The following is a 23,322-nucleotide window of genomic DNA, read 5'->3' as shown; positions in this document are numbered from 1 at the left end:
CGGTGACATCGGGATATAGCCTTTTCAAATCAGTGAACACTGGATATACTCACAGTGAACTGTATAAAAAGACAGGGTATGTCATGAAGCCGCTAACGCCACGCCAACAAGAAGTCTTTGATTTGATCAAAGCAAAAATTGAAGAAACCGGGATGCCGCCGACGCGTGCGGAGATTGCCCGTGAACTGGGGTTCCGTTCTGCCAATGCGGCAGAAGAGCACTTAAAAGCGCTGGCCCGGAAACAGGTCATTGAAATTGTCCCGGGTGCCTCACGCGGGATCCGCCTGCTGGTCAACGAAGATGCCGCCGAAGAACACGGTCTGCCGTTGATTGGCCGGGTTGCTGCAGGAGAGCCGATTCTGGCTCAGGAGCATGTGGAAACCCACTATGATGTCGATCCGTCCATGTTTAAACCTCAGGCAGATTTTCTGTTGAGAGTGAATGGCATGAGCATGAAAGATATCGGGATTCTCGATGGGGATCTGCTCGCGGTGCACAAAACGCAGGATGTTCGTAACGGACAGGTTGTGGTTGCCCGGGTGGATGATGATGTCACCGTGAAGCGTCTGGAGAAAAAAGGTGCTCAGGTGCTGTTGCATGCTGAGAATGAAGCCTTTGAACCCATTGTGGTTGACCTGGCCCATCAACAGCTGACCATTGAAGGGATCGCCGTGGGTGTGATCCGCAATGGTGACTGGAGTTAATTGCACCGGCCACGCAAAGGGCAGATGATTTCTTTGCAATAACAAATGAGAGTCATTATCATTCAAGTGTTGCTTTGGAGACGATAATGACAAAATCTGCCCGCTACCATATCCCGGCTGCATTATTACAGCCGCTTTGGCTGCGCAGCCGTGAGAGTCTGGTTGACAATGGGTTGATCTATGACCCTCTCGCTGCTGCGGCCTGCCAGCAATGCCATCTGGCACCGGATTGTCTGACCGGCAATGTGGACCGGCATCAATTGTTACACGCCACGCTCACTCTGCTGGTGGATCAGCGCGTGCGTGATTTTCTGCGTCGCTTTCCGAATGGTCATGTGGTGAATGTCGGGGCAGGGCTGGATACCCGTTTTTATCGTCTGGACAACGGCCGCTGTCGCTGGCTGGAGCTGGATTGTGATGAAACGCTGCTGTGGCGTCAGCGCCTGTTCCACCGGAGTGAGCGTTACCGGATGCGTTCCGGTTCGGTGACGGATCTCAGTTGGTTATCCCAATTGCCGACATCGTTTTCTTCTCCTGTGATGCTGGTGTGTGATCAGGCATTGTTGCAGGCAACAGAAACTGAGGTCGCCCGCTTTGTCCAGCGTATGGGCTGTCATTTCAATCAGCTGGAGCTTTGTCTGGTGCTGGCTGGGGATCGCTGTGGCAGTACGCTGGGGCAGAATCTTGGGAGTCAGACTTATGCCCATGGGTTTGACGATCCGGCACGCCAGTTGCTGCAGTGGTTGCCTTGGGCAGACGTGGTGGCCAGTCATTCCCCGCTGGATGTGTCCTGCCCGCGCTGGCGTCTCTGGCACCGCTGGTTGTCTCGTTTATCCGCGTTTCGCCATCGTCTGACCCCTGTGGTGACCCATCTGCGTTTTTAAGTCAGGCCAAGAGCCAGCAGATTCCCTTTCTGAGAAAATGGTCATCATAATGATGAGGTGACCATCAATTATCTTTTCCTAAATTTCTCCATCTGATACCGGAGTCGCAGTTCTTCGGGTCTTGACTCTTTCTGACGTAAATTTTTGTTCATTCTCCAAAATCTGTCCTAAGTTAAATGTAAACAAGCTGTTAAGGCTACTTGCGCTGATGAGGGCATTCTGGCGGGCGGGCTATCGGTCAACACTGACGTGATAGGGCGGTTGTCGCTCAGAATGACCGTAGGAGGGATCCGGAGAATGATGCGGCAATTGTTTTATGGATTACTGGGCGGATTTGTGTTGCCAGTGATGGCAGAAACCAAATCGATGCCGCTGAATATGACTCAGGGCGTCACAGGGATCAGTCAGCAGGTGTATTCACTGCACATGACGATTTTCTATATCTGTGTGGCCATCGGATTGGTGGTCTTCGGCGTGATGTTCTGGGCCATTATCCACCACCGTAAATCCCGGGGTGCTGTGGCAGCCTCGTTTCATGAAAGTACCCGGGTTGAGTTGCTCTGGACCTTGATCCCCTTTGTGATTCTGATTCTGATGGCGATTCCGGCGACCAAGACCCTGCTGGCAATGGAAGACACGACGCAGCCTGATCTGACCATTCAAATTACCGGCTCTCAGTGGAAGTGGCATTACCGCTATTTCGACGAAGATGTCGCATTTTATTCCAACTTAGCTACCTCAGACGCACAAATTAACAACGAACGCCAGAAGCGTGAAAACTATCTGCTGGAAGTGGATCATCCTCTTGTCGTGCCTATCGGACAGAAAATCCGCTTCCTGATGACCTCGCAGGATGTGATCCATTCCTGGTGGGTGCCGGCGTTTGCTGTGAAGAAAGATGCGAACCCGGGCTTTATCAACGAAGCCTGGACCAAAATTGACGAACCCGGAATTTACCGCGGTCAGTGTGCCGAACTGTGTGGAAAAAACCATGGCTTTATGCCAATCGTGGTGATCGCCAAGCCGCAGGCGGAATATGAAGAATGGCTGCAATCGATCAAGGTGGCTCAGCGGGAAGCGCGTGAGGAAGAGCAGCGTCTGCTGGATATGGAAATGCCGATGGACGAGCTGATGGCCATGGGTGAGAAGGTTTACAACACCCGTTGTGCGGTGTGCCATCAGGTAAACGGTCAGGGCTTACCCGGCGCATTTCCGGCGCTGGCAGGTCAGGGCGTTGCTGTTGATCCGGGCAAGAAACTGGAACATATCAGCGTGGTGGTTCATGGCCGGAACGGGACGGCCATGCAGGCATTCGGGCCGCAACTTAGTCTGAAAGAGCTGGCCGCTGTGATTACATATGAGCGGAATGCCTGGGGAAATGACACCGGCGACACCGTACAGGCGGCTGAAGTTCAGGCGGTCCTGAAAGGCGAAGCGCTTTAGAGTTGAGGGAGTGACGAATCATGACGGACATGTTGCGTGAGCAGGCGGTGGACGAGACCACCCATACTGAACATGGCGCGCATCACCACAGTGGAATCAAGCGCTGGCTATTTACCACCAATCATAAAGATATCGGCACTTTGTATCTGCTGTTCAGCTTTGCCATGTTCCTGACCGGTGGTGCGATGGCGATGGTGATCCGGGCAGAGTTGTTCCAGCCGGGATTGCAGCTGGTGGAGCCGAACTTTTTTAACCAGATGACGACCGTTCATGGCCTGATTATGGTGTTTGGTGCCGTGATGCCAGCATTTACCGGGTTGGCAAACTGGATGGTGCCCATGATGATTGGTGCGCCGGATATGGCCTTACCGCGGATGAACAACTGGAGCTTCTGGATCCTGCCTTTTGCCTTCACCATGCTGCTGGCTTCCCTGTTTATGGAAGGGGGCGGCCCGAATTTTGGCTGGACCTTCTATGCCCCCTTATCAACCACCTTTAGCCCGCAAAGTACCGGTTTGTTCGTGTTTGCGATTCACATTATGGGGATCAGTTCGATCATGGGGGCGATTAACGTCATCGTCACCATTATTAACCTGCGCGCACCGGGCATGACTTACATGAAAATGCCGCTCTTCGCCTGGACCTGGTTGATTACGGCATTTCTGCTGATTGCCGTGATGCCGGTACTTGCCGGGGCGGTCACCATGGTGTTGACCGATAAATACTTTGGGACCAGTTTCTTTGATGCGGCCGGCGGCGGTGATCCCGTGATGTTCCAGCACATCTTCTGGTTTTTTGGCCATCCTGAAGTTTACATCATGATTTTGCCGAGTTTCGGGATTATTTCGGCGATAGTGCCGACCTTTTCCCGTAAGAAGCTCTTTGGCTACAGTTCTATGGTGTACGCGACAGCTTCAATCGCGGGCCTGAGTTTTCTGGTGTGGGCACACCACATGTTCACAACCGGGATGCCGGTGGCGGCTGAGCTGTTTTTCATGTATTGCACCATGCTGATCTCGGTGCCGACCGGGGTAAAAGTTTTTAACTGGGTCGCGACCATGTGGCGGGGCTCCCTGACCTTTGAAGTGCCGATGCTGTTTGCGATTGCGTTCATCATTCTGTTCACCATCGGCGGTTTTTCAGGACTGATGCTGGCAATCACTCCGGCGGACTTCCAGTACCACGATACCTATTTTGTGGTGGCGCACTTCCACTATGTGCTGGTCTCCGGGGCGATCTTCTCCATTATGGCCGCGGCCTATTACTGGTTACCAAAATGGACCGGCCACATGTTCGATGAACGTCTGGCGAAGTGGCATTTCTGGTGTTCGGTGATTTCCGTGAACATTCTGTTCTTCCCCATGCATTTTCTGGGATTGGCGGGCATGCCACGTCGGATCCCGGACTATGCGCTGCAGTTTGCCGATGTGAATGCCATTGTCAGTATCGGTGGTTTTCTGTTTGGCCTGTCGCAGCTGATTTTCCTGGCGGTACTGATTAAGTGTATTCGCGGTGGTGAGCCTGCAGGCGCGAAACCCTGGGATGGTGCGGAAGGGCTGGAGTGGACAGTTCCGTCACCTGCGCCTCACCATACATTTTCAACCCCACCCAAAGTGGATTAAGGAGGCCATATGGCTGACTCAGCAAAAGGCAAGAAGAAGTCATTGTTGCTCCTGATTGTGCTGTCACTGGGGATGTTCGGCTTCGCATTCGCTTTGGTGCCCTTGTACAACGTGTTCTGTGAGGTCACCGGCATTAACGGCAAAACCTCGGCTCAGGCGGCGGTTGCCAGTGAACTGGTTGATGAGAAACGCAGTATCACGGTGGAGTTTATCGCCTATGTGAATCCGGGCATGGCCTGGCGGTTTGAGCCGGAAGTCCGCCGTATGGTGGTGCACCCGGGTGAAACACACAAGATCATGTTTTCAGCAGAGAATCTGACCCAGAAAGATACCGTGGGGCAGGCTGTCCCTTCGGTGTCACCGGGAATGGGCGCGCTGTACTTCAATAAAATCGAATGTTTTTGCTTTAACCGTCAGCCACTGGCGGCCGGGGCGTCGGCAGAACTGCCTTTGCTGTTCTATATCGACCCTGAGCTGCCAGAGGATATCCATACGCTGACACTGGCTTACACCTTGTTTAACGCTCAGCCGGATGCTGAAGCACAGACACAATGAGGTCGACCATGGCAAACCCTTATTCAGAACATGATCAGTCCCTGACACCGCCGCAGGAACCCTATTATGTCCCGGCTGCCAGTGCCTGGCCGATTGTCGGTGCCTTGGCGCTGTTTTTGATTGCCATGGGCGCAGGTGCCACCGTGGGCGGGCTGTTCGGCGGGAATGGCCCCTGGATCCTGATGTCCGGCGTGGGTCTGCTGTTGCTCATGCTGGTGGGCTGGTTCCGCGATGTGATCCGTGAATCAATGACCGGCCTGTACAGTGCCCAGATGGATCGTTCTTTCCGGCAGGGCATGAGCTGGTTCATTTTCTCGGAAATCATGTTTTTTGGCGCTTTTTTCGGCGCACTATTTTATGCCCGAATGATTGCGGTGCCCTGGCTGGGTGGGGCGGGTAACAATGCCATGACTCAAGCTGTGCTGTGGCCTGAATTTGTTGCCCACTGGCCGTTGGTGCAAACGCCGGGAGGCACGGAAACGGAGGCGATGGGAGCGCTTGGCCTGCCGTTTTATAACACCCTGATCCTATTGACTTCATCTGTCACCGTGCATCTGGCGCACACGGCACTGGAGAAAGATAACCGACCGCGCCTGACGCTATTTCTGCTGCTGACGGTGCTGCTCGGCGGCCTCTTCGTGTACTTGCAGGGAGTGGAGTACATCCATGCATATGAAGAGATGGGGCTGACGCTGGATTCCGGCATCTATGGCAATACCTTCTTTATGCTGACCGGCTTCCACGGCATGCACGTGACGCTGGGTACCCTGATTTTGTTTATCGTCTGGCTGCGGGTGCTGAAGGGCCACTTTTCTCCAGAGCACCATTTCGCTTTTCAGGCAGGAGCCTGGTACTGGCACTTCGTGGATGTGGTCTGGCTGGGGCTGTTTATTTTTGTGTATATCCTTTAGCCGCATCAGTAAGGACGCGGATTTGGCTCGATGACTCCGGTGACGACCGCCAGTAGTAAGAGGGCGAATAACAGGACAGAAAACAGCACCCGGCGACCCAGATAGTGCGACATCGGTTTTCCTTGTTTACCTTTGAGCATGGCAGGCAAGGCCCGGAACAGGTTCAACAGGATAAAAATCAGCAGGCAGACGATCAGGGCTTTCAGCAGCATGGCATCTCCGTGTTTGGCTGAATCTGGCGGCTGAAACGGGGTTCAGGGCGCGATGAGACGGACAGGATTTGTTTTATTTACTTTGGTGGTCTTCGCCGGGTTGGTCAAGCTGGGAATGTGGCAGCTCTCACGGGGTCAGGAAAAAGAAGTGCTGACGGCAGCGCTCAAACTCAGAGGGGAACAGACCTACTTCAGTGTGGCCAGTCTGCCGGCGGATCCGCTTTGGTATCGGGTGAAATTCAGCGGCGAGTTTGATCACAGCAAAGCCATTTTGCTGGATAACCAGTTGGATCAGGGTCAGCCGGGTTATCACCTGTTTTATCCGTTCCGAACTGAAAATGGTGCCTGGCTGCTGGTGAATCTGGGATGGATTGCTGCGCCGAAGTATCGGGAACAACTGCCAATTCTGCCGGAACATCACGGACTGGTGCGACTATCCGGCACCATTGCGCCGCCATCACAGCTGCCGGAACTGAGTCATGCCGCAGATGAAAACGGTTGGCCTCGAAGGGTCCAGAATATCAAGCCTGCATCATTGGCGATTGCTACCGGATTGCCATTGCCAGACTGGGTGGTGCAAGTTGCTCCCGATGATCCACTGGCGCTGAAGCAAAATTGGCAGCCTGTGGTGATGGGACCGCAGAAACACTACGCCTATGCGGCTCAGTGGTTTCTGTTGGCGGTGGCAATCGCCGGACTGGCCTGGTGGTGGCTGAAGCGCGATCCAACCAGAAAGAAGGGGAACCCGGGATGAAAAAACACCTGAATCTCATGTTGCTGCTGTTTGCCTTTGTTCTACCGGTCGTTGTCGCCAAGTTGGTACTGGAGAATCACTGGTATCAGGGCGGTGTGACAAACCGGGGACAACTGCTGGCACAGCCGATGGCGTCTGACTGGCTGGCGAAGCCAGGGAAATGGCAACTGATTTACCTGCTGCCGGACGTGTGCGACACCCGCTGTCAGGGCGCGTTGTTTAACCTGCGTCAGGTGCCGCTGGCCATGGGGGCTGAGCTGGATCGTCTCTCCACTCTGGTGCTGGTGTCTGCTGAAAGCCGTACTGAGCTGCCGGATGCCAGCAATCTGGTTGCTGAAGGTGGGAAGGTTCTGGCTGCACCGGAACCGGTGCTTCAGGAACTGGGTCGGCTGGAGCATGGCATTGAGGCGATCTATATCGCCGATCCCCAGGGGAATGTGATGCTGGCTTATCCGCTGGCTGAGGGCAAAACGCAGGTGCTGGCGCAGGGCAAGGATATCCTTCTTGATCTCAAGCGTTTACTCAAGGTTTCCAAGATTGGCTGATGCAGCACATCTCATGCGCTCAGTCTCAGCAATTTAAGCTCAGTAATCAAAGCTCAGCAATTTAAGTTTCATACGCGAAGGAGTAGCGATGGTTCCGACGGTTTCCTCTCAATCCAGTCAACCGGATCGGCTATTTCGCGGGCTGGTTGGCCTGACATTTCTGCTCGCAGTGACCGTGATTGCGCTGGGGGCTTATACCCGGCTGACCGAAGCCGGATTAGGCTGCCCGGACTGGCCCGGTTGCTACGGTTTTCTGAGTGTGCCCCAAACCGATGCCCAACACGCGATTGCCCAGCAAGTGTTTCCTGATCATCCGGTAGAAGTTCATAAAGCCTGGAATGAGATGCTGCACCGTTATGTTGCGGGATCTCTGGGGCTGCTGATCCTGACGATTAATCTGATGGCGTGGCGTCGTCGCGACAGGCCGCGCCGGCTGCCTCTGGTGTTACTGGGGATGGTGATTGGTCAGGCCATGCTGGGGATGTGGACAGTGACTATGGCCCTGAAACCTGTGGTGGTCATGGGACATTTGCTGGGCGGTTTTACGACGGCCAGCCTGTTGCTGCTGCTCTGGTTGCGGCTGGCGAACCACAACCGGGAAACAGGCCAAAGACAAGCGTATCCTGCACCGCCAGCGGCGGGTGTTCGACGGTTGGCGGTGGCTGCACTGGTGGTGGTAGCGTTGCAAATTGCACTCGGTGGCTGGACGGCGGCCAACTATGCGGCCGTGGTCTGTACCCAGTTGCCGGTCTGTGAAGTGGATTGGGTCAGTAAGTTTGATATCACCGCGTTTGAGCCCTGGCAGCCGGGTTTTCAGACCTATCAGTATGGTGTGCTGAATTTTGATCAGCGGGTGTCCATTCATGCAGCACACCGCATCGGGGCCATGATCACCACGTTTGTCGTGCTGCTGCTGGTCTGGCGGTTGTGGCGGATTGGCTGGCGTCGCCATGCATGGGCTGTGATGGCGCTGCTGGCGGTGCAAATCGGACTGGGCGTGACGAATGTGCTGGCCAGCCTGCCGTTACCGGTTGCGGTCGGCCATAACCTCGGTGGCTTGTGTCTGCTGCTGGGCACGTTGGTGACTTGCCGGGCATTGTACCGTGCGCGTTCGGCTGCAGGTGCGGTTGAGGATCACATCGCAGCATTGCCTCAGACGGGGTTCTCTCAGACATGCATGAAGCATGACAGATCCACCGCTTCAAGGCCCGGACAGGAAACTTTGGGTGGTATGACGCCGAAATCGGGCTGACACCCGCAGGTTGATTCAGGGAGGAAAGGAATATGGCGAAATCACAGTTACTGGAACAGCGTCAGATTGCGCTGTCAGGCCGTCACTGGCGCCAGCTTGGCAGCGACTACCTGATCATGACCAAGCCGAAAGTTGTGGCCATGTTATTGCTGACTGCGTTGGTGGGGATGTGTCTGGCAGTGCCCGGTATTCCGCCGTTGAAGGCGGTGCTGCTGGGGTTGCTCGGTATTGGTTTTCAGTCGGCTGCTGCTGCGGCACTGAATCATGTGCTGGACCGGCAGATTGATGCAAAAATGGCGCGCACGCATCATCGTCCGCTGGCCCGGGGACGGGTGCCGACGATCAACGCCGTGGTGTTTGCAACCCTGTTGATGGTGATTGGTTTTGTGTTGCTCTGGCAGTTGAATGCTCTGACGGCCTGGCTGACCTTCGCCAGTCTGGTGGGCTATGCGCTGGTTTATACCGTCTGGCTCAAGCACGCCACGCCCCAGAATATCGTTATTGGTGGTCTGGCGGGCGCGGCGCCGCCGTTGCTGGGCTGGGCGGCGGTGACCGGGCAGTTTGATCCGCATGCGCTGCTGCTGGTGATGCTGGTGTTTGCCTGGACGCCACCGCATTTCTGGGCGCTGGCAATTCATCGTCGGGATGATTACGCCAAGGCTGATGTTCCCATGCTGCCGGTGACTCATGGCATCGCTTTCACCAAAACGATGGTGCTGCTCTATACCCTGTTGCTGACGCTGACCGGTCTGCTGCCCTGGCTGACCGGCATGAGCGGCCTGTTGTATTTGATCGGCAGTCTGGCCCTGAACCTCGGATTTGTCGGTTATGCCGTGAAGCTGAAGTTTGCCGATGAGCCCGGTCATGCCTGGGCGACATTCAAGTACTCCATCTGGCATCTGCTGGGTCTGTTTCTGGTGCTGCTGGCCGATCACTGGCTGATGGTGATCCTGAATTAATCAGGCAATTGTCAGCAGTGAATCGGCGGCATTGAATTGTCTCGCTGCCGGCGAACCTTTACACTCTGCGGCTGAAGTATTTGAAGAATCAGGGAGTTCCCGTGCTGGCCGCATTAAAAGATGTCACCCTCCACCGTCAGGTTTTCGCGCTGGCGCTTCCTATGGTTTTATCCAATATCACGGTGCCGTTGCTCGGGTTGGTCGACGCGGCGGTGATTGGCCATCTGGAGCACGCCTGGTTTTTAGGCGGGGTTGCGGTGGGCGGCATGATGATCAGCGTGACTTTCTGGCTGCTGGGCTTTCTGCGGATGGCGACGACCGGGTTGTGTGCTCAGGCGTATGGGGCCAGCAATAAAAAGGCACAGGCGATGGTGCTGTTACAGGGGCTGGCCCTGGCCTGGGGGCTGGCGCTGCTGCTGATTCTTGGTCATCGCCTGATCGCCGGGATTGTGTTTGAGTTCAGTGATGCCAGCGACGCCGTGAAAACCTATGCTGACCAGTATTTCTCCATCCGGATTTGGGGCGCGCCGGCGGCACTGGCAAATTTTGTCATCATGGGCTGGCTGCTGGGCAGTCAGAACGCGCGTTTGCCGATGTGGCTGCTGATTATTACCAACACCATCAATATTCTGCTGGATGTGGTGTTTGTGCTTGGACTGGGCTGGCAGGTCAAAGGGGCGGCGGCGGCGTCGGTGATTGCAGAGTACAGCGGAATGATGCTGGGACTCTATTTCGTTTCTCGCCAGTGGCTTGCTCAGGCGTTACCGGCATGGCGTTCTTTGTTGAGCAAGGTTAGGCAGGGCGTCGGCCGATTACTTCGTCTCAACCGGGACATTTTCCTGCGAAGCCTGTGTCTGCAACTGGCTTTCAGCTTCATGACCTTTCAGGGCGCGAGTCTGGGTGACAATGTTGTGGCCGCCAATGCTGTGCTGATGAGTTTTCTGATGCTGGTCTCCTACGGCATGGACGGTTTTGCCTATGCGATGGAGGCCATGGTCGGCAAAGCGATTGGTGCGAAGAATCGCGAGGCACTTGGGCGAACCCTGATCAGCACGACATTCTGGAGTCTGGTGATCGCCTTGCTGATGACACTGGCCTTTCTCGGTTTTGGTCCGCAGATTATCAGCCTGATTTCCGATATCCCTGCGGTTCAGGCGGAAGCAGTGCGTTATCTACCCTGGCTGGCGGCTGTACCCCTGGTTTCGATGTGGTGTTTTCTGCTGGACGGTATATTTATTGGCGCGACCCGGGGGCGGGAAATGCGTAACAGTATGTTTGTGGCGACCTGTACATTCTTTCTGATCTGGCAAGTATTCCACAGCTTCGGGAATCATGCGCTGTGGGCAGCGATGCTGGCTTTTCTGGGGATGCGGGGCCTGTCGCTGGCGGCTATTTTTGTCTATCAGTGGCAAAAAAATATTTTTCTTGAAGAGGTCAGTGCCAACAAATAGTTAGCATATTTTATGCTGTTAAATTCACCATATTTTGTTTAATCATCTGTCCTTTCTTATTGAAAGTGTTTAAAATATAGCCTGATTTTTGATTTGACAGGTTGAAAATGAAACAAAAAATCGGTGTTTTTTTATTGCTTATTATGAGCTTAGGCTGGTGTTTTCATGCGAGTGCCATGCCATCTGGTTCCAAGATTACAGTGACGGCAACGGCCTATAATTCACTTGCTTCCCAGACAGACGGCAACCCTTCGATTGCTGCCTGGGGAGACCGACTTAAACCGGGAATGAAAGCGATTGCTGTGTCCCGGGATCTGTTGAGAATGGGTCTGAAGCACGGCTCTAAAGTGAAAATTTCCGGTTTACCGGGTGAATATGTGGTTTTGGATAAAATGCACCGACGTTGGTCAAAGAAGATTGATATCTACATGGGACGCGATGTGAGAGCGGCCAAAAACTGGGGCCGACGAAAGGTGACTATCACAGTGGTTGAAGCCTGATACCGCAAAATACCTAGCCGAATAATCAACGATATTATTCTGATAGGCATTCAGCGAAGCACAAAGCAGACAGACATCAAAAAAGCCGCTATTGCGGCTTTTTGCTTTTCTGTTGTTGAGCGGGTCAGTGTAGGGCGCTGACCCGAATCAACTCAGTAGTAAGAGTGGTCGCCGCGTGCGTGTTCTGTCACGTCGCGAACACCCGTCAGCTCACCGCTGAATTCAGCCAGCAGCTGCTTTTCAATCCCTTCTTTCAGGGTCACGTCAACCATGGAGCAGCCGTTACAGCCACCACCGAATTGCAGGATTGCTACGCCATCTTCAGTGATTTCAGACAGAGAGACATGGCCGCCGTGACCCGCCAGCTGCGGGTTGACCTGAGTCTGGATCACATAGTCGACGCGCTCCATCAGCGGTGCGTCGTTGGACACTTTGCGGACTTTCGCGTTGGGTGCTTTCAGGGTCAGCTGAGAGCCCATTTTGTCGGTGACAAAATCGATCTCGGCATCTTCCAGAAATGGCAGGCTCAGCTCATCGATATAGGCAGAGAACATGCTGAATTTCAGTTCGGTGTCGCTGGCTTCAATGGCTTCCGGCGGACAGTAAGACACGCCGCATTCAGCGTTCGGAGTACCCGGGTTGACCACGAAGACACGGATATTGGTGCCTTCCGGCTGCTGGGCCAGCAGCTTAACGAAATGCTGTTGCGCAGTTTCTGAAATAGTAATCTTAGACACGACGTTATACCTGACTTAGTAAGCGTAAAACCTATTCTACTCTCTGGCGCGGGAACACGCACCCATGAATCTTGTGTGGTTTTTTTGAACAGAGCACTGCACATCGGACTGATCAGTGCTGCTTGGGGGTGAACCCCAGGCAGTACACATCAATTCGGCGTACATGCTGTTGCCTGAGCAATTGGGACAGGACGGAAACCGTACTGCCAGTCGTGACCACATCGTCAACCAGGGCAACATGTGACGGCCATGCTCTTTTCTTCAGTATAAATGCCTGCCGGAGATTCTGCAGACGGGCCTGCCGGGTCAGCTGATGCTGGTGGCGGGCCCATTGTGTCCGTTGAATCGCCCGACAGTCGGTCTGCCCTCCAGTCAGGGCAGCAAGCGCATCCGCCAGTAAGGCGCTCTGGTTGAACCCGCGAATCAGACGTCGCCAGGGGTGCATGGGGACAGGCAGCAGCAGGGGGGCAGGATCGGTGATTTGTGTGGCCAGGAGCCGGGCCAGTGGCTGACTGAGCCAGAACTTGCGCTGAAACTTGTACTGCTGGATCAGACGATTGAGCGGAAATGCGTATTCGCCCAGCCGAACCAGACGATCCCAGGGCGGCGGCTGGCGCAGGCAGTGACCGCAATGTGGAACCGGCTTTGGCGTTGTGGCGCCGCAGTGGTGGCAGTATGGCGGCTGAGGCAGGCTGGTCAGACAGGGCTGACACCAGAAGTGATCGCCATCACGCAGTGGTAAATGGCAGAGCGCGCATTGCTGGTTTGGCCAGCGAAAGATTGATCTTACAGCCACAGGGGATAACATCCTTGCCATCCGGTTTTTTGGTGAAGGAAGTGTACATGGCGGCATCGGTCTACTGGCAAACATTTGGCCCGGATTCGGGACAGGGTTCCGATCTGGTTCTCATTCATGGCTGGGGGATGAACGGCGCCGTGTGGCAACATCTGATCCCGCAGCTTGAAAACCACTACCGGATTCACGTCGTGGACATGCCGGGCTATGGCCACAGTACTTCGGTTGCTGCCGGGACGGTTGAGGCGATGGCGGAAGCGTTGTTGCACGGTGCGCCGGAAGAAGCGGTCTGGCTGGGCTGGTCACTTGGCGGTCTGGTCGCGAAACAAGCGGCACTGCTGGCACCGGCCCGGATTAGCAAGCTGATCACGGTCGCAAGCTCACCCTGTTTTGCTGCCGGTGACGACTGGCGCGGGATCAAACCTCAGGTGCTGCGTGATTTTCAGCAGCAGCTCAGCGATGATTTTGCCCTGACGGTCGAGCGTTTTATGGCACTGCAAGCCATGGGAAGCCCGACGGCCCGTCAGGATATCAAACAGCTCAGACAGGCGGTGTTGTCCCGCCCGCAGCCGTCACCGGATGCGCTGGCACAGGGGCTGGAGATACTGGCTGAAGTGGATTTACGGACACAACTGGCTCAGATTCGCCAGCCTTGGTTACGCTTGTATGGTCGCCTCGATGGTCTGGTGCCAGCGAAAGTGGCTGCGGATATGGATCATCTGGTCCCCGATTCCCCAAAAGTGATGTTTACCAAGGCTTCTCATGCGCCTTTTATTTCTCATCCGGAAGATTTCATCAGCGCGTTGCATGCATTCATTGAAGCAGCTCAATCAGAGGGTGTCGCGACCAGTCCGGTATAGAGATTAAAGTCTTAAATAAATTGGCCGATAATCTTTGAATACTGACAGTGTTGTCTGTCATGATAACCATTATCAGTAAGGCGCACGGCGGCATGGGCTTGAGTGCGCAGGATGCGTGACAGCGTTGCAGTCTGAAGGAGTCACCAAAACATGATCGTGTCGCCCCTGAATGCCGGTATTCCGACACTGGCGCCGTCGGTGAATCCGATGACCGAGCAGGCTGCGCGGGACAACAAGGTCCGCGAGAAAGTCCGTCCGGCCACTGCCAGCCTGGCCTCAGGCAGCGAGCCATCCCTGAAAGGGGATGAGAAGCAGATGAAGCGCCCCGGTTGGGATCCCAGTGAGCATCCGGATTACGAATCGCAGGATGTTGCTCATCATCAAGGCTATGGCTATCAGCAGGATTTCGAACAATTGGTGCTGGCGCTGTCGGCCGACAGCTATCTGAAAGATGTCAGTGAATTGGGGTATAGCATGCATATTCGTCTGCCCCGGGCATTGCTTGAAGAGCTGGGGAAAATCAGCCAGATGGAACGCGTTCGCAGCGTGATCCGGTATAAATACGCGCAGTCCACAGTGCCAAATCCGCCGACGGAAATGCTGAAGATCGTCTGAACGCAGACAGAAACAGAAATAAAAAAGGCGGGTCGAAACCCGCCTTTGTTGTATTGCACAGTATGAGTGTTACTTCTTCGCCTTGGCAAACGCCGCCGCAAAGGCACCACCCATGGCGCTGTTGCCCGGCTGGTTGTCACGCTGCTGGCGTGGCGCACGTCGTTGGTCGTTCTGACGCTGTCCGCCTTTTGGTTTGCGCTCGGCTTCCTGTCCCGGCTCATCGCTCAGGCGCATCGACATACCAATACGCTTGCGCTGCAGATCGACTTCCATCACCTTCACTTTCACGACGTCACCGGCTTTGACCACTTCGCGCGGATCGGAAACAAACTTGTCCGACAGCGCTGAAATATGGACCAGACCATCTTGGTGAACGCCGACATCGACGAATGCACCGAAGTTGGTCACGTTGGTGATCACGCCTTCCAGCACCATGCCCGGTACCAGATCTTTGACCTCATGGATGCCTTCGGCAAAAGTCGCGGTTTTGAACTCAGGACGCGGATCACGGCCCGGTTTGTCCAGCTCGCGGATGATGTCGGTCACCGTCGGCAGACCGACGTCTTCTGTGGTGTAGTCGGCCGCTTTGAGGCCACGCAGGAATTCACTGTTGCCAATTAAGGCATCCAGTGGCTTGCTGTTTTTGGCCGCAATGCTTTTGACCACATCATAGGATTCCGGGTGGACCGCAGAGGCATCCAGCGGGTTCTTGCCATTCATGATGCGCAGGAAACCGGCACACTGTTCGAATGCTTTTGGCCCCAGACGTGGCACTTTTTTCAGCGTGGTCCGGGCATCAAAACGGCCATGCTCGTCACGGTAAGCCACGATATTGCTGGCAATGGTCGATGACAGACCGGCGACACGGGTCAGCAGGGCAGGTGAGGCCGTATTCACATCCACACCGACGGCGTTCACACAGTCTTCGACCACGGCATCCAGACGTTTCGCAAGATTACTCTGGCTGACATCGTGCTGGTACTGGCCTACACCGATGGATTTCGGATCGATTTTCACCAGCTCTGCCAGCGGATCCTGCAAACGGCGGCCAATGGAAACCGCGCCGCGCAGTGACACATCCAGATTCGGGAATTCATTGGCGGCCAGTTCAGAGGCGGAGTACACCGATGCACCGGCTTCGCTGACCATGACGCTCTGAACCTTCAGGTTGTTGTCTTTCAGCAGTTGGGCAACAAAGCTGTCTGTTTCACGTGAAGCAGTGCCGTTTCCGATCGCAATCAGATCGACGTTGTGCTTGGTGATCAGGGCCAGCACCGTCGCTGCCGACTGGGCCACCTGTTTTTGCGGTTGATGCGGATAGATGGTGGCGGTATCGACCAGCTTACCCGTGTTGTCGACGACGGCCACTTTACACCCGGTCCGCAGACCCGGGTCGAGCGCCAGTGTCATGCGCGGACCGGCAGGTGCCGCCATCAGCAGATCTTTCAGGTTGTCGGCAAACACCTGCATTGCACCGTCTTCGGCTTTTTCACGCAGTGCCGCCATCAGTTCGGTTTCCATGTGCATCAGAATTTTGATGCGCCACGCCCAGCTGATGACCTGCTTGCGCCAGCTGTCAGCGGGCTGGCTGCCCAGACTGACGCCATAGTGATCGGCAATGATGACTTCACAGTAAGAGCCGCGAACCCCTTCTTCCTGATTCGGATCGGCGTTCAGTGCCAGTTGCAGGATGCCTTCATTGCGGCCGCGGAACATGGCCAGCGCGCGGTGAGAAGGCACCTGAGTCAGCTTTTCATTGTGCTCGAAGTAGTCTTTGAACTTCGCGCCTTCCTGTTCCTTGCCTTCCACCACACGGGCGGTCAGCTCTGCATTGGACTGTAAGTGGCGACGGATTTTATCCAGCAGGGCGGCGTCTTCTGCAAAACGTTCCATCAGAATGGCACGTGCGCCGTCCAGTGCAGCTTTGGTATCGGCGACACCTTTATCCGCAGACACATAACTTGCGGCTGTGGCTTCCGGGTCGTGATCCGGCTGTGACCACAGCAGGTCAGCCAGCGGTTCCAGACCGGCTTCAATTGCGATCTGGCCCTTGGTGCGGCGCTTCGGTTTATACGGCAGGTACAAATCTTCCAGACGGGTTTTGCTGTCGGCAGACAGGATTTCGGCTTCCAGTGCCGGAGTCAGTTTGTCCTGCTCAGAAATCGATTTGAGGATCACCTGACGGCGGTCTTCCAGCTCACGTAAATAGCCCAGACGGGAGTCCAGATTACGCAACTGGGTATCATCCAGCCCGCCGGTGACTTCTTTCCGGTACCGGGCGATGAAAGGGACGGTATTGCCGTCATCGAGTAGCGCCACGGCTGCGGCAACCTGCTGCGTGTTGACATTCAGCTCAGACGCAATCAGGTGATTGATACTCGCGGTCATAGAATTCCTTTGGCTACAGTTTTTCTCAGGTGGCCCATCTAACCACAATTCCGCACGTCCGTCAGCGTTCTTGCGCCCGCAAAATGTCAGGAGTTTGCCAGCTTCGCGGGCAGGTGTGATCTTTGTGCAGGAGTGAACGGCAGTCTATTCATAAAAAGTGCGAAGATATTTCATCTGTCGGGTCTCTGGTCAGAAGAATAATGGCGGACGTGACAGTTTATTTTTGAAAGCGGGGCGAAGTCTCATCAGGAATTTAGGTCAGAAGAATATTTATTTTAGATTTTTCTTAACTATTGCTGTTATTTTTATTCCGTGAATATTATTTCATTTTATTTTTGATTTTTAATGTAAATTATATTTCTAGTTTACCCCGATGGTTTTTGATTGTTCTATAATTATCGACGACTTGTCTATATTTACAGATATGACAATAACAATATTGATTTTATTCATGGGTTGGGCTGAAGTTCATTCAAAAAAAATAAATGGTTTATAACAGCAACGTTATGCTCTCTGAAGTCTGTCGCGCTTGTTGAAACAGGGTGGGATTTATTTCAGCTCTGAGTTGAATAATTGAAGTGTGCTGAGATGATCAGTCTTTGAAAATGTGGTGTCCTAATTTGTTCTTTGTAAATAAACGCTTACTTGGTGAACCTTGAAAGATAACTTGTGCTTCAGAGTGTTGATATTTTTTTGGGGATGAAATGCGACTCACTTCATTGAATTTATTAAATGTGTTTTTCCATTATTGACAGAATGTCTGGCAAAAGGCATTTCTTTCTCGCACAGATGTAGCACCAGAAATATCGAACTTCCAATAAAGTAATCACAGTAAATAATTAATTTGAGCAAATCTGAAGCCTGATTGGTTTTCGGAATGTTGTACTTTTCAGTTGTTCTGGTGTTGCTTTGTCACCCTGTATTCCAGACTCAATGCAGAGATGAAAATGATCAACCGGATGCTTCCGCTGTGATGGCAGCTGTCCTGGAATTGTGGCGTTTCATCTGCATAGCCATGGCTGCAGTCTCAATATTTATTCGCCCCGCTGATGAAAACCAGTGCGCAATGAATGATTCATGTATTAGAAGGATATTATTTTGTTTCCTCAGACTTTTTCTTTGCACCCAACTCAAGAAAACATCTTTTACGATCAGGCGCTGACTCCATTGAGTACTCGGTACAATGTCGGGGCTTATACGTTAGCAACTCATATTGATCCTCTGATTCTGCAGCGAGTCTGGTCACTGTTGGTGGCGAATCTGGACGCACTGCGTCTCACCTTCAGTGTTTCTCCTGATGGTGAGGTGCGGCAAACCCTGTCGCCTGAGACCGGGAACGATACAGTTCGTATCGTGGATTTCAGTGCCAGCCCGACGCCTAAAGCGGATGCGGAGCTTTGGTTGAGCCAGGATATGGCGCAGTCGTTCGATTATCTGAGCGAACGCCTTCATCAGCTGACGTTGATCAAGTTGAACAATCAAACCTGCTATCTCTTTATTAAGCTGCATCACTTAATTTGTGACGGTCTGGGGATGTATCAGCTTCAGCAGTATGTGCATCGCCTCTATCAAGATCTTACAACGCAGCAGAGTTACGAATGGCTGGCCGATCTTCCCCAGTATCAACTCGCTGTTGAGCGAGCCAGGCAATATCAGAGTTCATCCCGATATCAAAAAGATCATGATTATTGGTTGGCATTTCTTCAGCAGCATGACATGACTTTCCTTCCCCCCCGATATTCAGAAAAAGGCAGCCACTACGCGATTCAGGCTTTGCCAGAGACGTTAAAGCAAGCCATGCAGGATTACTGCGAACATCACGGCGTGACGATGCAGGCAATGTTATTTAGCGCGGTGAGTATAGTACTGTCGCGCCTGCTCGGACCAACCGATGTCTGTTTCAGTACGGTGACACATGGCCGGCAAGGGCGTCAGGGCATGCAGGTCGTCGGGATGCATTCAAATGATTACCCGGTTGCGATGACAGTAACACCGGAGGCGGCTAGCCTTGATTACATCAAAGATTGCATGCGAACACTGAACGGTGCTTTACGCCATTGCCGTTTTCCGGCAGCCCACCTGAGCCGGCTTGCGCGTGAGCATGGGTCGGCACTGCCGAATGTGACCGTGAATTATGAAGCTTTTGGTCAAGAAAGTACGGGGCATCAATTAACGCGAGTCTATGAGCAAGACATCAGTCAGGCGCTTTTACTGAGGCTGAAAGATTATGGTTGTGACAGCCCGTTAATCATATCAGCGCACGTTCAGGATGCTTTTTTCACACCAGAAGAAAGTCAGGCGTTTATCGGGCGGGTTGTGAAAGTGTTAATGACTTTTGTTGAGAAGCACGATACTCGTATCCGTGAGATTGATTTTGTTTCCGATGAAGAAAGGCACACCCTGCTGACCACCTTCAACCAGACCGAGGCCCCGTACCCGCAGGACCAGAGTCTGGCGGCACTGTTTGAGGCGCAGGCAGCAAGAACGCCGGACAACATTGCGCTGGTGTTTGAGGGGCAGTCCCTGACCTACCGTGAACTGAACGCCAAAGCCAATCAGCTGGCGCGGCAAATCCGGCAGACGTACCGGGCGTCTCATCAGGCAGAACTGCCAGCCGATACCTTGGTGGCGCTGTATCTGGATCGAAGCCCGGAGATGGTCATCAGCATTCTGGCGGTTCTGAAAGCGGGAGCGGCCTACGTGCCCATCTCGCCGGAGTATCCGACCGAGCGCAGTGCGTTCATTTTAGAAGATACCTGTGCTTCGCTGATCATGACTCATTTGCCGCAGCAGGCGAGCGTCGATGCGCTCCTGTCGGATGGACATGAGGCGCAGATGATTCTGGCCGACAGTGACACATTGACAGAGTTTTCGGACAGCAATCTGGACAACGGCCCGTCGCCGGACGATCTGGCGTATGTCATTTATACCTCGGGCACCACAGGTCAGCCGAAAGGGGTGATGGTGGCGCATCAGAGTGCCGCACATTTGATTGCGGCGCAGCAATCGCTGTTTCAGACGGCACAACGCCAGTATGTCCTGTGGTTTGCATCCTATGTGTTTGATGCCTCGGTGTGGGAGCTGTTTGTGAGCCTGACAAGCGGACTGACAGGCTATCTGTGCGCCGAGCATGAGCGGAGTGCCACGCAGGTGGCCGAGGTGATTGAGCGGGAAGGTATTGATTTTGCCACCCTGCCGCCGGTTGTCCTGTCCCTGCTGACAGAGCGAACTTTCCCGTCATTAGCAGTGCTTGTGACGGCCGGTGAGTCTCCTTCGGAGGCCCTGCTGACACACTTCAGTCAGCACAGTCAGGTCTTTAATGCTTACGGGCCGACCGAAAGCACCGTGTGTGCGAGCGCCAGATTATATCAGCCGGGGGATATCGCCAATAATATCGGTGCCCCCATCAGCAATACCCAACTGTATGTGCTGGATGAGCATCAGCAGCTGCTGCCGCTGGGTGCAGTCGGCGAGCTGTACATCGGCGGGGCCGGTCTGGCCCGGGGCTACCTCAACCGGCCTGAGCTGACGGCGGAGCGCTTCATTGCCAACTCGTTTGCCACAGACACCGACAAGGCGAAAGGGTATACCCGACTGTACCGCACCGGAGATCTGGTGCGCTGGCTGCCGGACGGCAATCTGGCATATCTGGGCCGGAATGACCAGCAGGTGAAGATCCGGGGCTACCGGATTGAGCTGGGCGAGATTGCCAGTGTGCTCAGTGCTGAGCCTAGTGTACAGCAGGCGGTGGTCGTTGATCTGGACCGGGAAGAAGGCAGCAAGGTACTGGCGGCTTATGTGGTGCCGGCTGATGGCGATGTGGATACTGAATCATTGCGTCAGAGTCTGTCGGCACAGCTGCCGGATTATATGGTGCCGGGCAGTATCACGGTCATAGAGAAACTGCCGCTGACGATTAACGGCAAGCTGGACCGTCGGGCGCTACCGGCACCGGTGTGGGTGAGCGAAGACAGTTACCGGGCGCCGCGCAATCCGCTGGAAACCCAACTGTGTCAGGTGTGGCAGCAGGTGCTCGGGGTTGAACGGGTTGGCATCGACGACAACTTCTTCCGGCTGGGCGGGGATTCGATTCAGGCCATCAAGCTGACCGCGGCCATGCGTGCCCGACTGGATGTTGATGTGCCGCTGGCGACACTCTTTGAGCAGCCAACGGTGGCGGGGTTAAGTGTGTCGTTGGATGCTCTGGCTGAGACGATTGATATTCCGGCGCTGGCACAGGAGGTTTATCCACTGTCCTTTGCTCAGGAGCGGATGCTGTTTATTGAGGACTTTGAACAGGGAACATCCGCCTATCACATTCCGCAGCTGTTCCAGTTAGCGAGCGCAGATGTATTACCGGCACTGAGTCAGGCACTGAACATCGTGGCAGACCGCCATCCGGTTCTGAAGAGCACCTATGGCTACGATGAGCAGGGAGTGGGGTATCAGCGTGTTGTGTCAGATGCACTGGCTGTTTCAACCCTGGTTCTGGCCGACGATACCGGGCTGGAGGCGGCCGTTCGCGCCGACATCGCGACGCCTTTTGTTTTGCGGGAAGCACCGGGGATGCGTGTGCATCATTACGTGGTGGACGTCCAATCGGGTCAGGAAGCGCAGCATTTCCTGCTGATCCTCTGGCACCACATCGCGATGGATGGCTGGTCGATGGAGGTCTTCTTTCGTGAGCTGAGTGAAACCTATCAGGCGCTGCGGGAACATCGTGCCCCAAGCCTGCCTGTACTGCCGATCAGTTACGGTGACTATGCCCACTGGCAGCGGGATTACCTGCAGGGGCCGGTGCGGGAGCAACAGCTGAGTTACTGGCAGGACGCGCTCAGCGGCTATGAGACCCTGAACCTGCCGACGGACAAGCCAAGGCCCGCAGCACTGGATTATACCGGGCAGAACCTTGACTTCAGTCTGCCTGTCGAAGTTTCTACAGCACTGAAAGCGCTGGCGAAAGCCCGGGGAACGACCCTGTATACGGTGCTGCTGAGTGCCTTTAGTGTCTTGTTGTCGAAGTACAGTCATCAGGAAGACATTCTGTTGGGAACCCCGACGGACAACCGCCATCACAGCCAGACCCAGGGGCTGATTGGGATGTTCGTGAATTCGCTGGTGCTCCGCACACAGGTGAAACCGGACGAGACCATCGCTGCGCTGATTGACGGGACACATGCTGTGGTGACCGGAGCCAAAGCCCATCAGGACCTGCCGTTCGAGCAGTTGGTGGATGCGCTGGGCGTGGCGCGGGATCCAAGCCGTCATCCGCTGTTTCAGGTGATGTTCAGTGTGCAGTCCTTTGGTGAGACGGCACTCAGCGACAGCACCTTGCCGCTGCGTCCGGCCACCGTGACGGCCGTTGACTTCAGCCCGGCGAAGTATGATCTCAGCCTGTTCCTGGAAGAAGGTGAGGATGCGGGGCAGTCAGTGATCCGTGGTTCTCTGAACTTCGCGACCAGTCTTTTCACAGAAGTGAGTATGTCCCGCCTGCTCAACGGTTATCAAACCCTGCTGACGGTGTTCGCGAAGGCATCGGAGACCCGGATCAGCGAGATTGACCTGCTCTCCACGGAGGAAAAACACACTCTGCTGACCACCTTCAACCAGACCGCAGCGCCATACCCGCAGGATCAGAGTTTGGTGGCACTGTTCGAAGCGCAGGTGGCAAGGACGCCGGATAACATCGCGCTGGTGTTTGAGGGACAGTCTCTGACCTACCGTGAACTGAATAGCAGGGCCAATCAGCTGGCGCGGCAGATCCGGCAGACATATCGGACGTCTCATCAGGCAGAACTGCCAGCCGACACTCTGGTGGCGCTGTATCTGGATCGAAGTCCGGAGATGGTGGTCAGTATTCTGGCGGTGCTGAAGGCGGGGGCGGCTTATGTGCCCATCTCGCCGGATTATCCGGCAGAGCGCAGTGCGTTTATTTTAGAAGATACCTGTGCGCCGCTGGTGATCACCCATGCACCGCAGCGGGCACAAGTTGAATCACTCCTGTCGGCAGCGCAGTCGGTAGCCATGATTTTGGCCGACAGTGAGGCGTTGACAGAGTTGCCGGACAGTAATCTGGATGGCGGCCCGTCACCGGAAGATCTGGCCTATGTGATTTACACCTCGGGAACCACAGG

19 protein-coding genes are annotated in these 23,322 nt (G+C 54.6%); 15 read left to right on the top strand and 4 right to left on the bottom strand.

Translation table 11 applies throughout. The features are described 5' to 3' along the window. The first annotated feature begins 83 nt into the window (after positions 1-83). The 6 genes from lexA (at position 84) to EA58_RS06080 (ending at position 6,119) form a co-directional block, all read left to right on the top strand. Positions 84-704, top strand: coding sequence for a transcriptional repressor LexA (gene lexA, locus EA58_RS06105; RefSeq protein WP_036750357.1), 621 nt, complete (start codon positions 84-86; stop codon positions 702-704). 86 nt (positions 705-790) lie between these two features. Beyond that, a complete protein-coding gene (locus EA58_RS06100; RefSeq protein WP_036750354.1) occupies positions 791-1,588 on the top strand; it encodes a class I SAM-dependent methyltransferase in 798 nt (265 codons plus the stop codon). 297 nt (positions 1,589-1,885) lie between these two features. Next, positions 1,886-3,031: a cytochrome c oxidase subunit II gene (gene coxB / locus EA58_RS06095; RefSeq protein ID WP_051641922.1), complete on the top strand. Its 1,146-nt coding sequence runs from the start codon at positions 1,886-1,888 to the stop codon at positions 3,029-3,031. 20 nt (positions 3,032-3,051) lie between these two features. Continuing rightward, a complete protein-coding gene (gene ctaD, locus EA58_RS06090) occupies positions 3,052-4,653 on the top strand; it encodes a cytochrome c oxidase subunit I (RefSeq protein ID WP_036750347.1) in 1,602 nt (533 codons plus the stop codon). A gap of 9 nt (positions 4,654-4,662) precedes the next feature. Further along, positions 4,663-5,208: a cytochrome c oxidase assembly protein gene (locus tag EA58_RS06085; RefSeq protein WP_036750345.1), complete on the top strand. Its 546-nt coding sequence runs from the start codon at positions 4,663-4,665 to the stop codon at positions 5,206-5,208. Between the two features lie 8 nt (positions 5,209-5,216). Next, a complete protein-coding gene (locus EA58_RS06080; RefSeq protein ID WP_036750344.1) occupies positions 5,217-6,119 on the top strand; it encodes a cytochrome c oxidase subunit 3 in 903 nt (300 codons plus the stop codon). A gap of 5 nt (positions 6,120-6,124) precedes the next feature. On the opposite strand, the gene EA58_RS06075 is transcribed toward EA58_RS06080, so the two are convergent. Continuing rightward, positions 6,125-6,331 carry a DUF2909 family protein gene (locus tag EA58_RS06075; protein WP_036750342.1) on the bottom strand — a complete coding sequence of 69 codons (207 nt, stop codon included), beginning with the start codon at positions 6,329-6,331 and terminating at the stop codon, positions 6,125-6,127. 52 nt (positions 6,332-6,383) lie between these two features. Between EA58_RS06075 and EA58_RS06070 the strand changes: the two genes are divergently transcribed. From EA58_RS06070 to EA58_RS06045, 6 genes are all read left to right on the top strand, one after another. Beyond that, positions 6,384-7,085, top strand: a complete 702-nt coding sequence (locus EA58_RS06070; RefSeq protein WP_036750339.1) for an SURF1 family protein — start codon at positions 6,384-6,386, stop codon at positions 7,083-7,085. Next, a complete protein-coding gene (locus tag EA58_RS06065) occupies positions 7,082-7,630 on the top strand; it encodes a hypothetical protein (RefSeq protein WP_036750336.1) in 549 nt (182 codons plus the stop codon). Before EA58_RS06070 ends, EA58_RS06065 begins: the two co-directional genes overlap by 4 nt. Before the next feature lie 88 nt (positions 7,631-7,718). Continuing rightward, entirely contained in the window at positions 7,719-8,882 is a 1,164-nt protein-coding gene (locus EA58_RS06060) for a COX15/CtaA family protein (RefSeq protein WP_081819568.1), read from the top strand. Between the two features lie 32 nt (positions 8,883-8,914). Beyond that, positions 8,915-9,841 (top strand): heme o synthase, encoded by a 927-nt coding sequence (gene cyoE, locus EA58_RS06055; protein WP_036750334.1) that lies wholly within the window; start codon positions 8,915-8,917, stop codon positions 9,839-9,841. A gap of 101 nt (positions 9,842-9,942) precedes the next feature. After that, a complete protein-coding gene (gene dinF / locus EA58_RS06050) occupies positions 9,943-11,292 on the top strand; it encodes an MATE family efflux transporter DinF (protein ID WP_036750332.1) in 1,350 nt (449 codons plus the stop codon). 107 nt (positions 11,293-11,399) lie between these two features. After that, complete coding sequence (locus EA58_RS06045) at positions 11,400-11,792, top strand: 3D domain-containing protein (RefSeq protein WP_036750329.1); 393 nt, start codon at positions 11,400-11,402, stop codon at positions 11,790-11,792. Positions 11,793-11,944: 152 nt separating this feature from the next. Here the strand turns inward: EA58_RS06045 and nfuA are convergent, their stop codons facing one another. Continuing rightward, on the bottom strand, positions 11,945-12,529 hold the full coding sequence (nfuA, locus tag EA58_RS06040; RefSeq protein WP_036750327.1) for a Fe-S biogenesis protein NfuA: 585 nt from the start codon (positions 12,527-12,529) through the stop codon (positions 11,945-11,947). Between the two features lie 112 nt (positions 12,530-12,641). Next, positions 12,642-13,325, bottom strand: coding sequence for a ComF family protein (locus EA58_RS06035; protein WP_235199566.1), 684 nt, complete (start codon positions 13,323-13,325; stop codon positions 12,642-12,644). 47 nt (positions 13,326-13,372) lie between these two features. Here EA58_RS06035 and bioH point away from each other — a divergent pair, with 47 nt between their 5' ends. Both bioH and EA58_RS06025 read left to right on the top strand, forming a co-directional pair. Continuing rightward, positions 13,373-14,185, top strand: coding sequence for a pimeloyl-ACP methyl ester esterase BioH (gene bioH, locus EA58_RS06030; protein WP_036750320.1), 813 nt, complete (start codon positions 13,373-13,375; stop codon positions 14,183-14,185). Between the two features lie 150 nt (positions 14,186-14,335). Continuing rightward, positions 14,336-14,800 carry a hypothetical protein gene (locus tag EA58_RS06025; protein ID WP_036750317.1) on the top strand — a complete coding sequence of 155 codons (465 nt, stop codon included), beginning with the start codon at positions 14,336-14,338 and terminating at the stop codon, positions 14,798-14,800. 69 nt (positions 14,801-14,869) lie between these two features. Here the strand turns inward: EA58_RS06025 and EA58_RS06020 are convergent, their stop codons facing one another. Further along, on the bottom strand, positions 14,870-17,188 hold the full coding sequence (locus EA58_RS06020) for a Tex family protein (RefSeq protein WP_036750314.1): 2,319 nt from the start codon (positions 17,186-17,188) through the stop codon (positions 14,870-14,872). Between the two features lie 1,167 nt (positions 17,189-18,355). Between EA58_RS06020 and EA58_RS06015 the strand changes: the two genes are divergently transcribed. After that, a partial coding sequence (locus EA58_RS06015) for a non-ribosomal peptide synthetase (RefSeq protein WP_152547948.1) occupies positions 18,356-23,322 on the top strand: 4,967 nt, incomplete at its 3' end.

The sequence above is a fragment of the Photobacterium galatheae genome (assembly GCF_000695255.1).
Taxonomy (GTDB): Bacteria; Pseudomonadota; Gammaproteobacteria; order Enterobacterales; family Vibrionaceae; genus Photobacterium; species Photobacterium galatheae.
The sequence above is the reverse complement of the archived record's forward strand: the minus strand, read 5'-3'. Positions and strand labels throughout refer to the sequence as shown.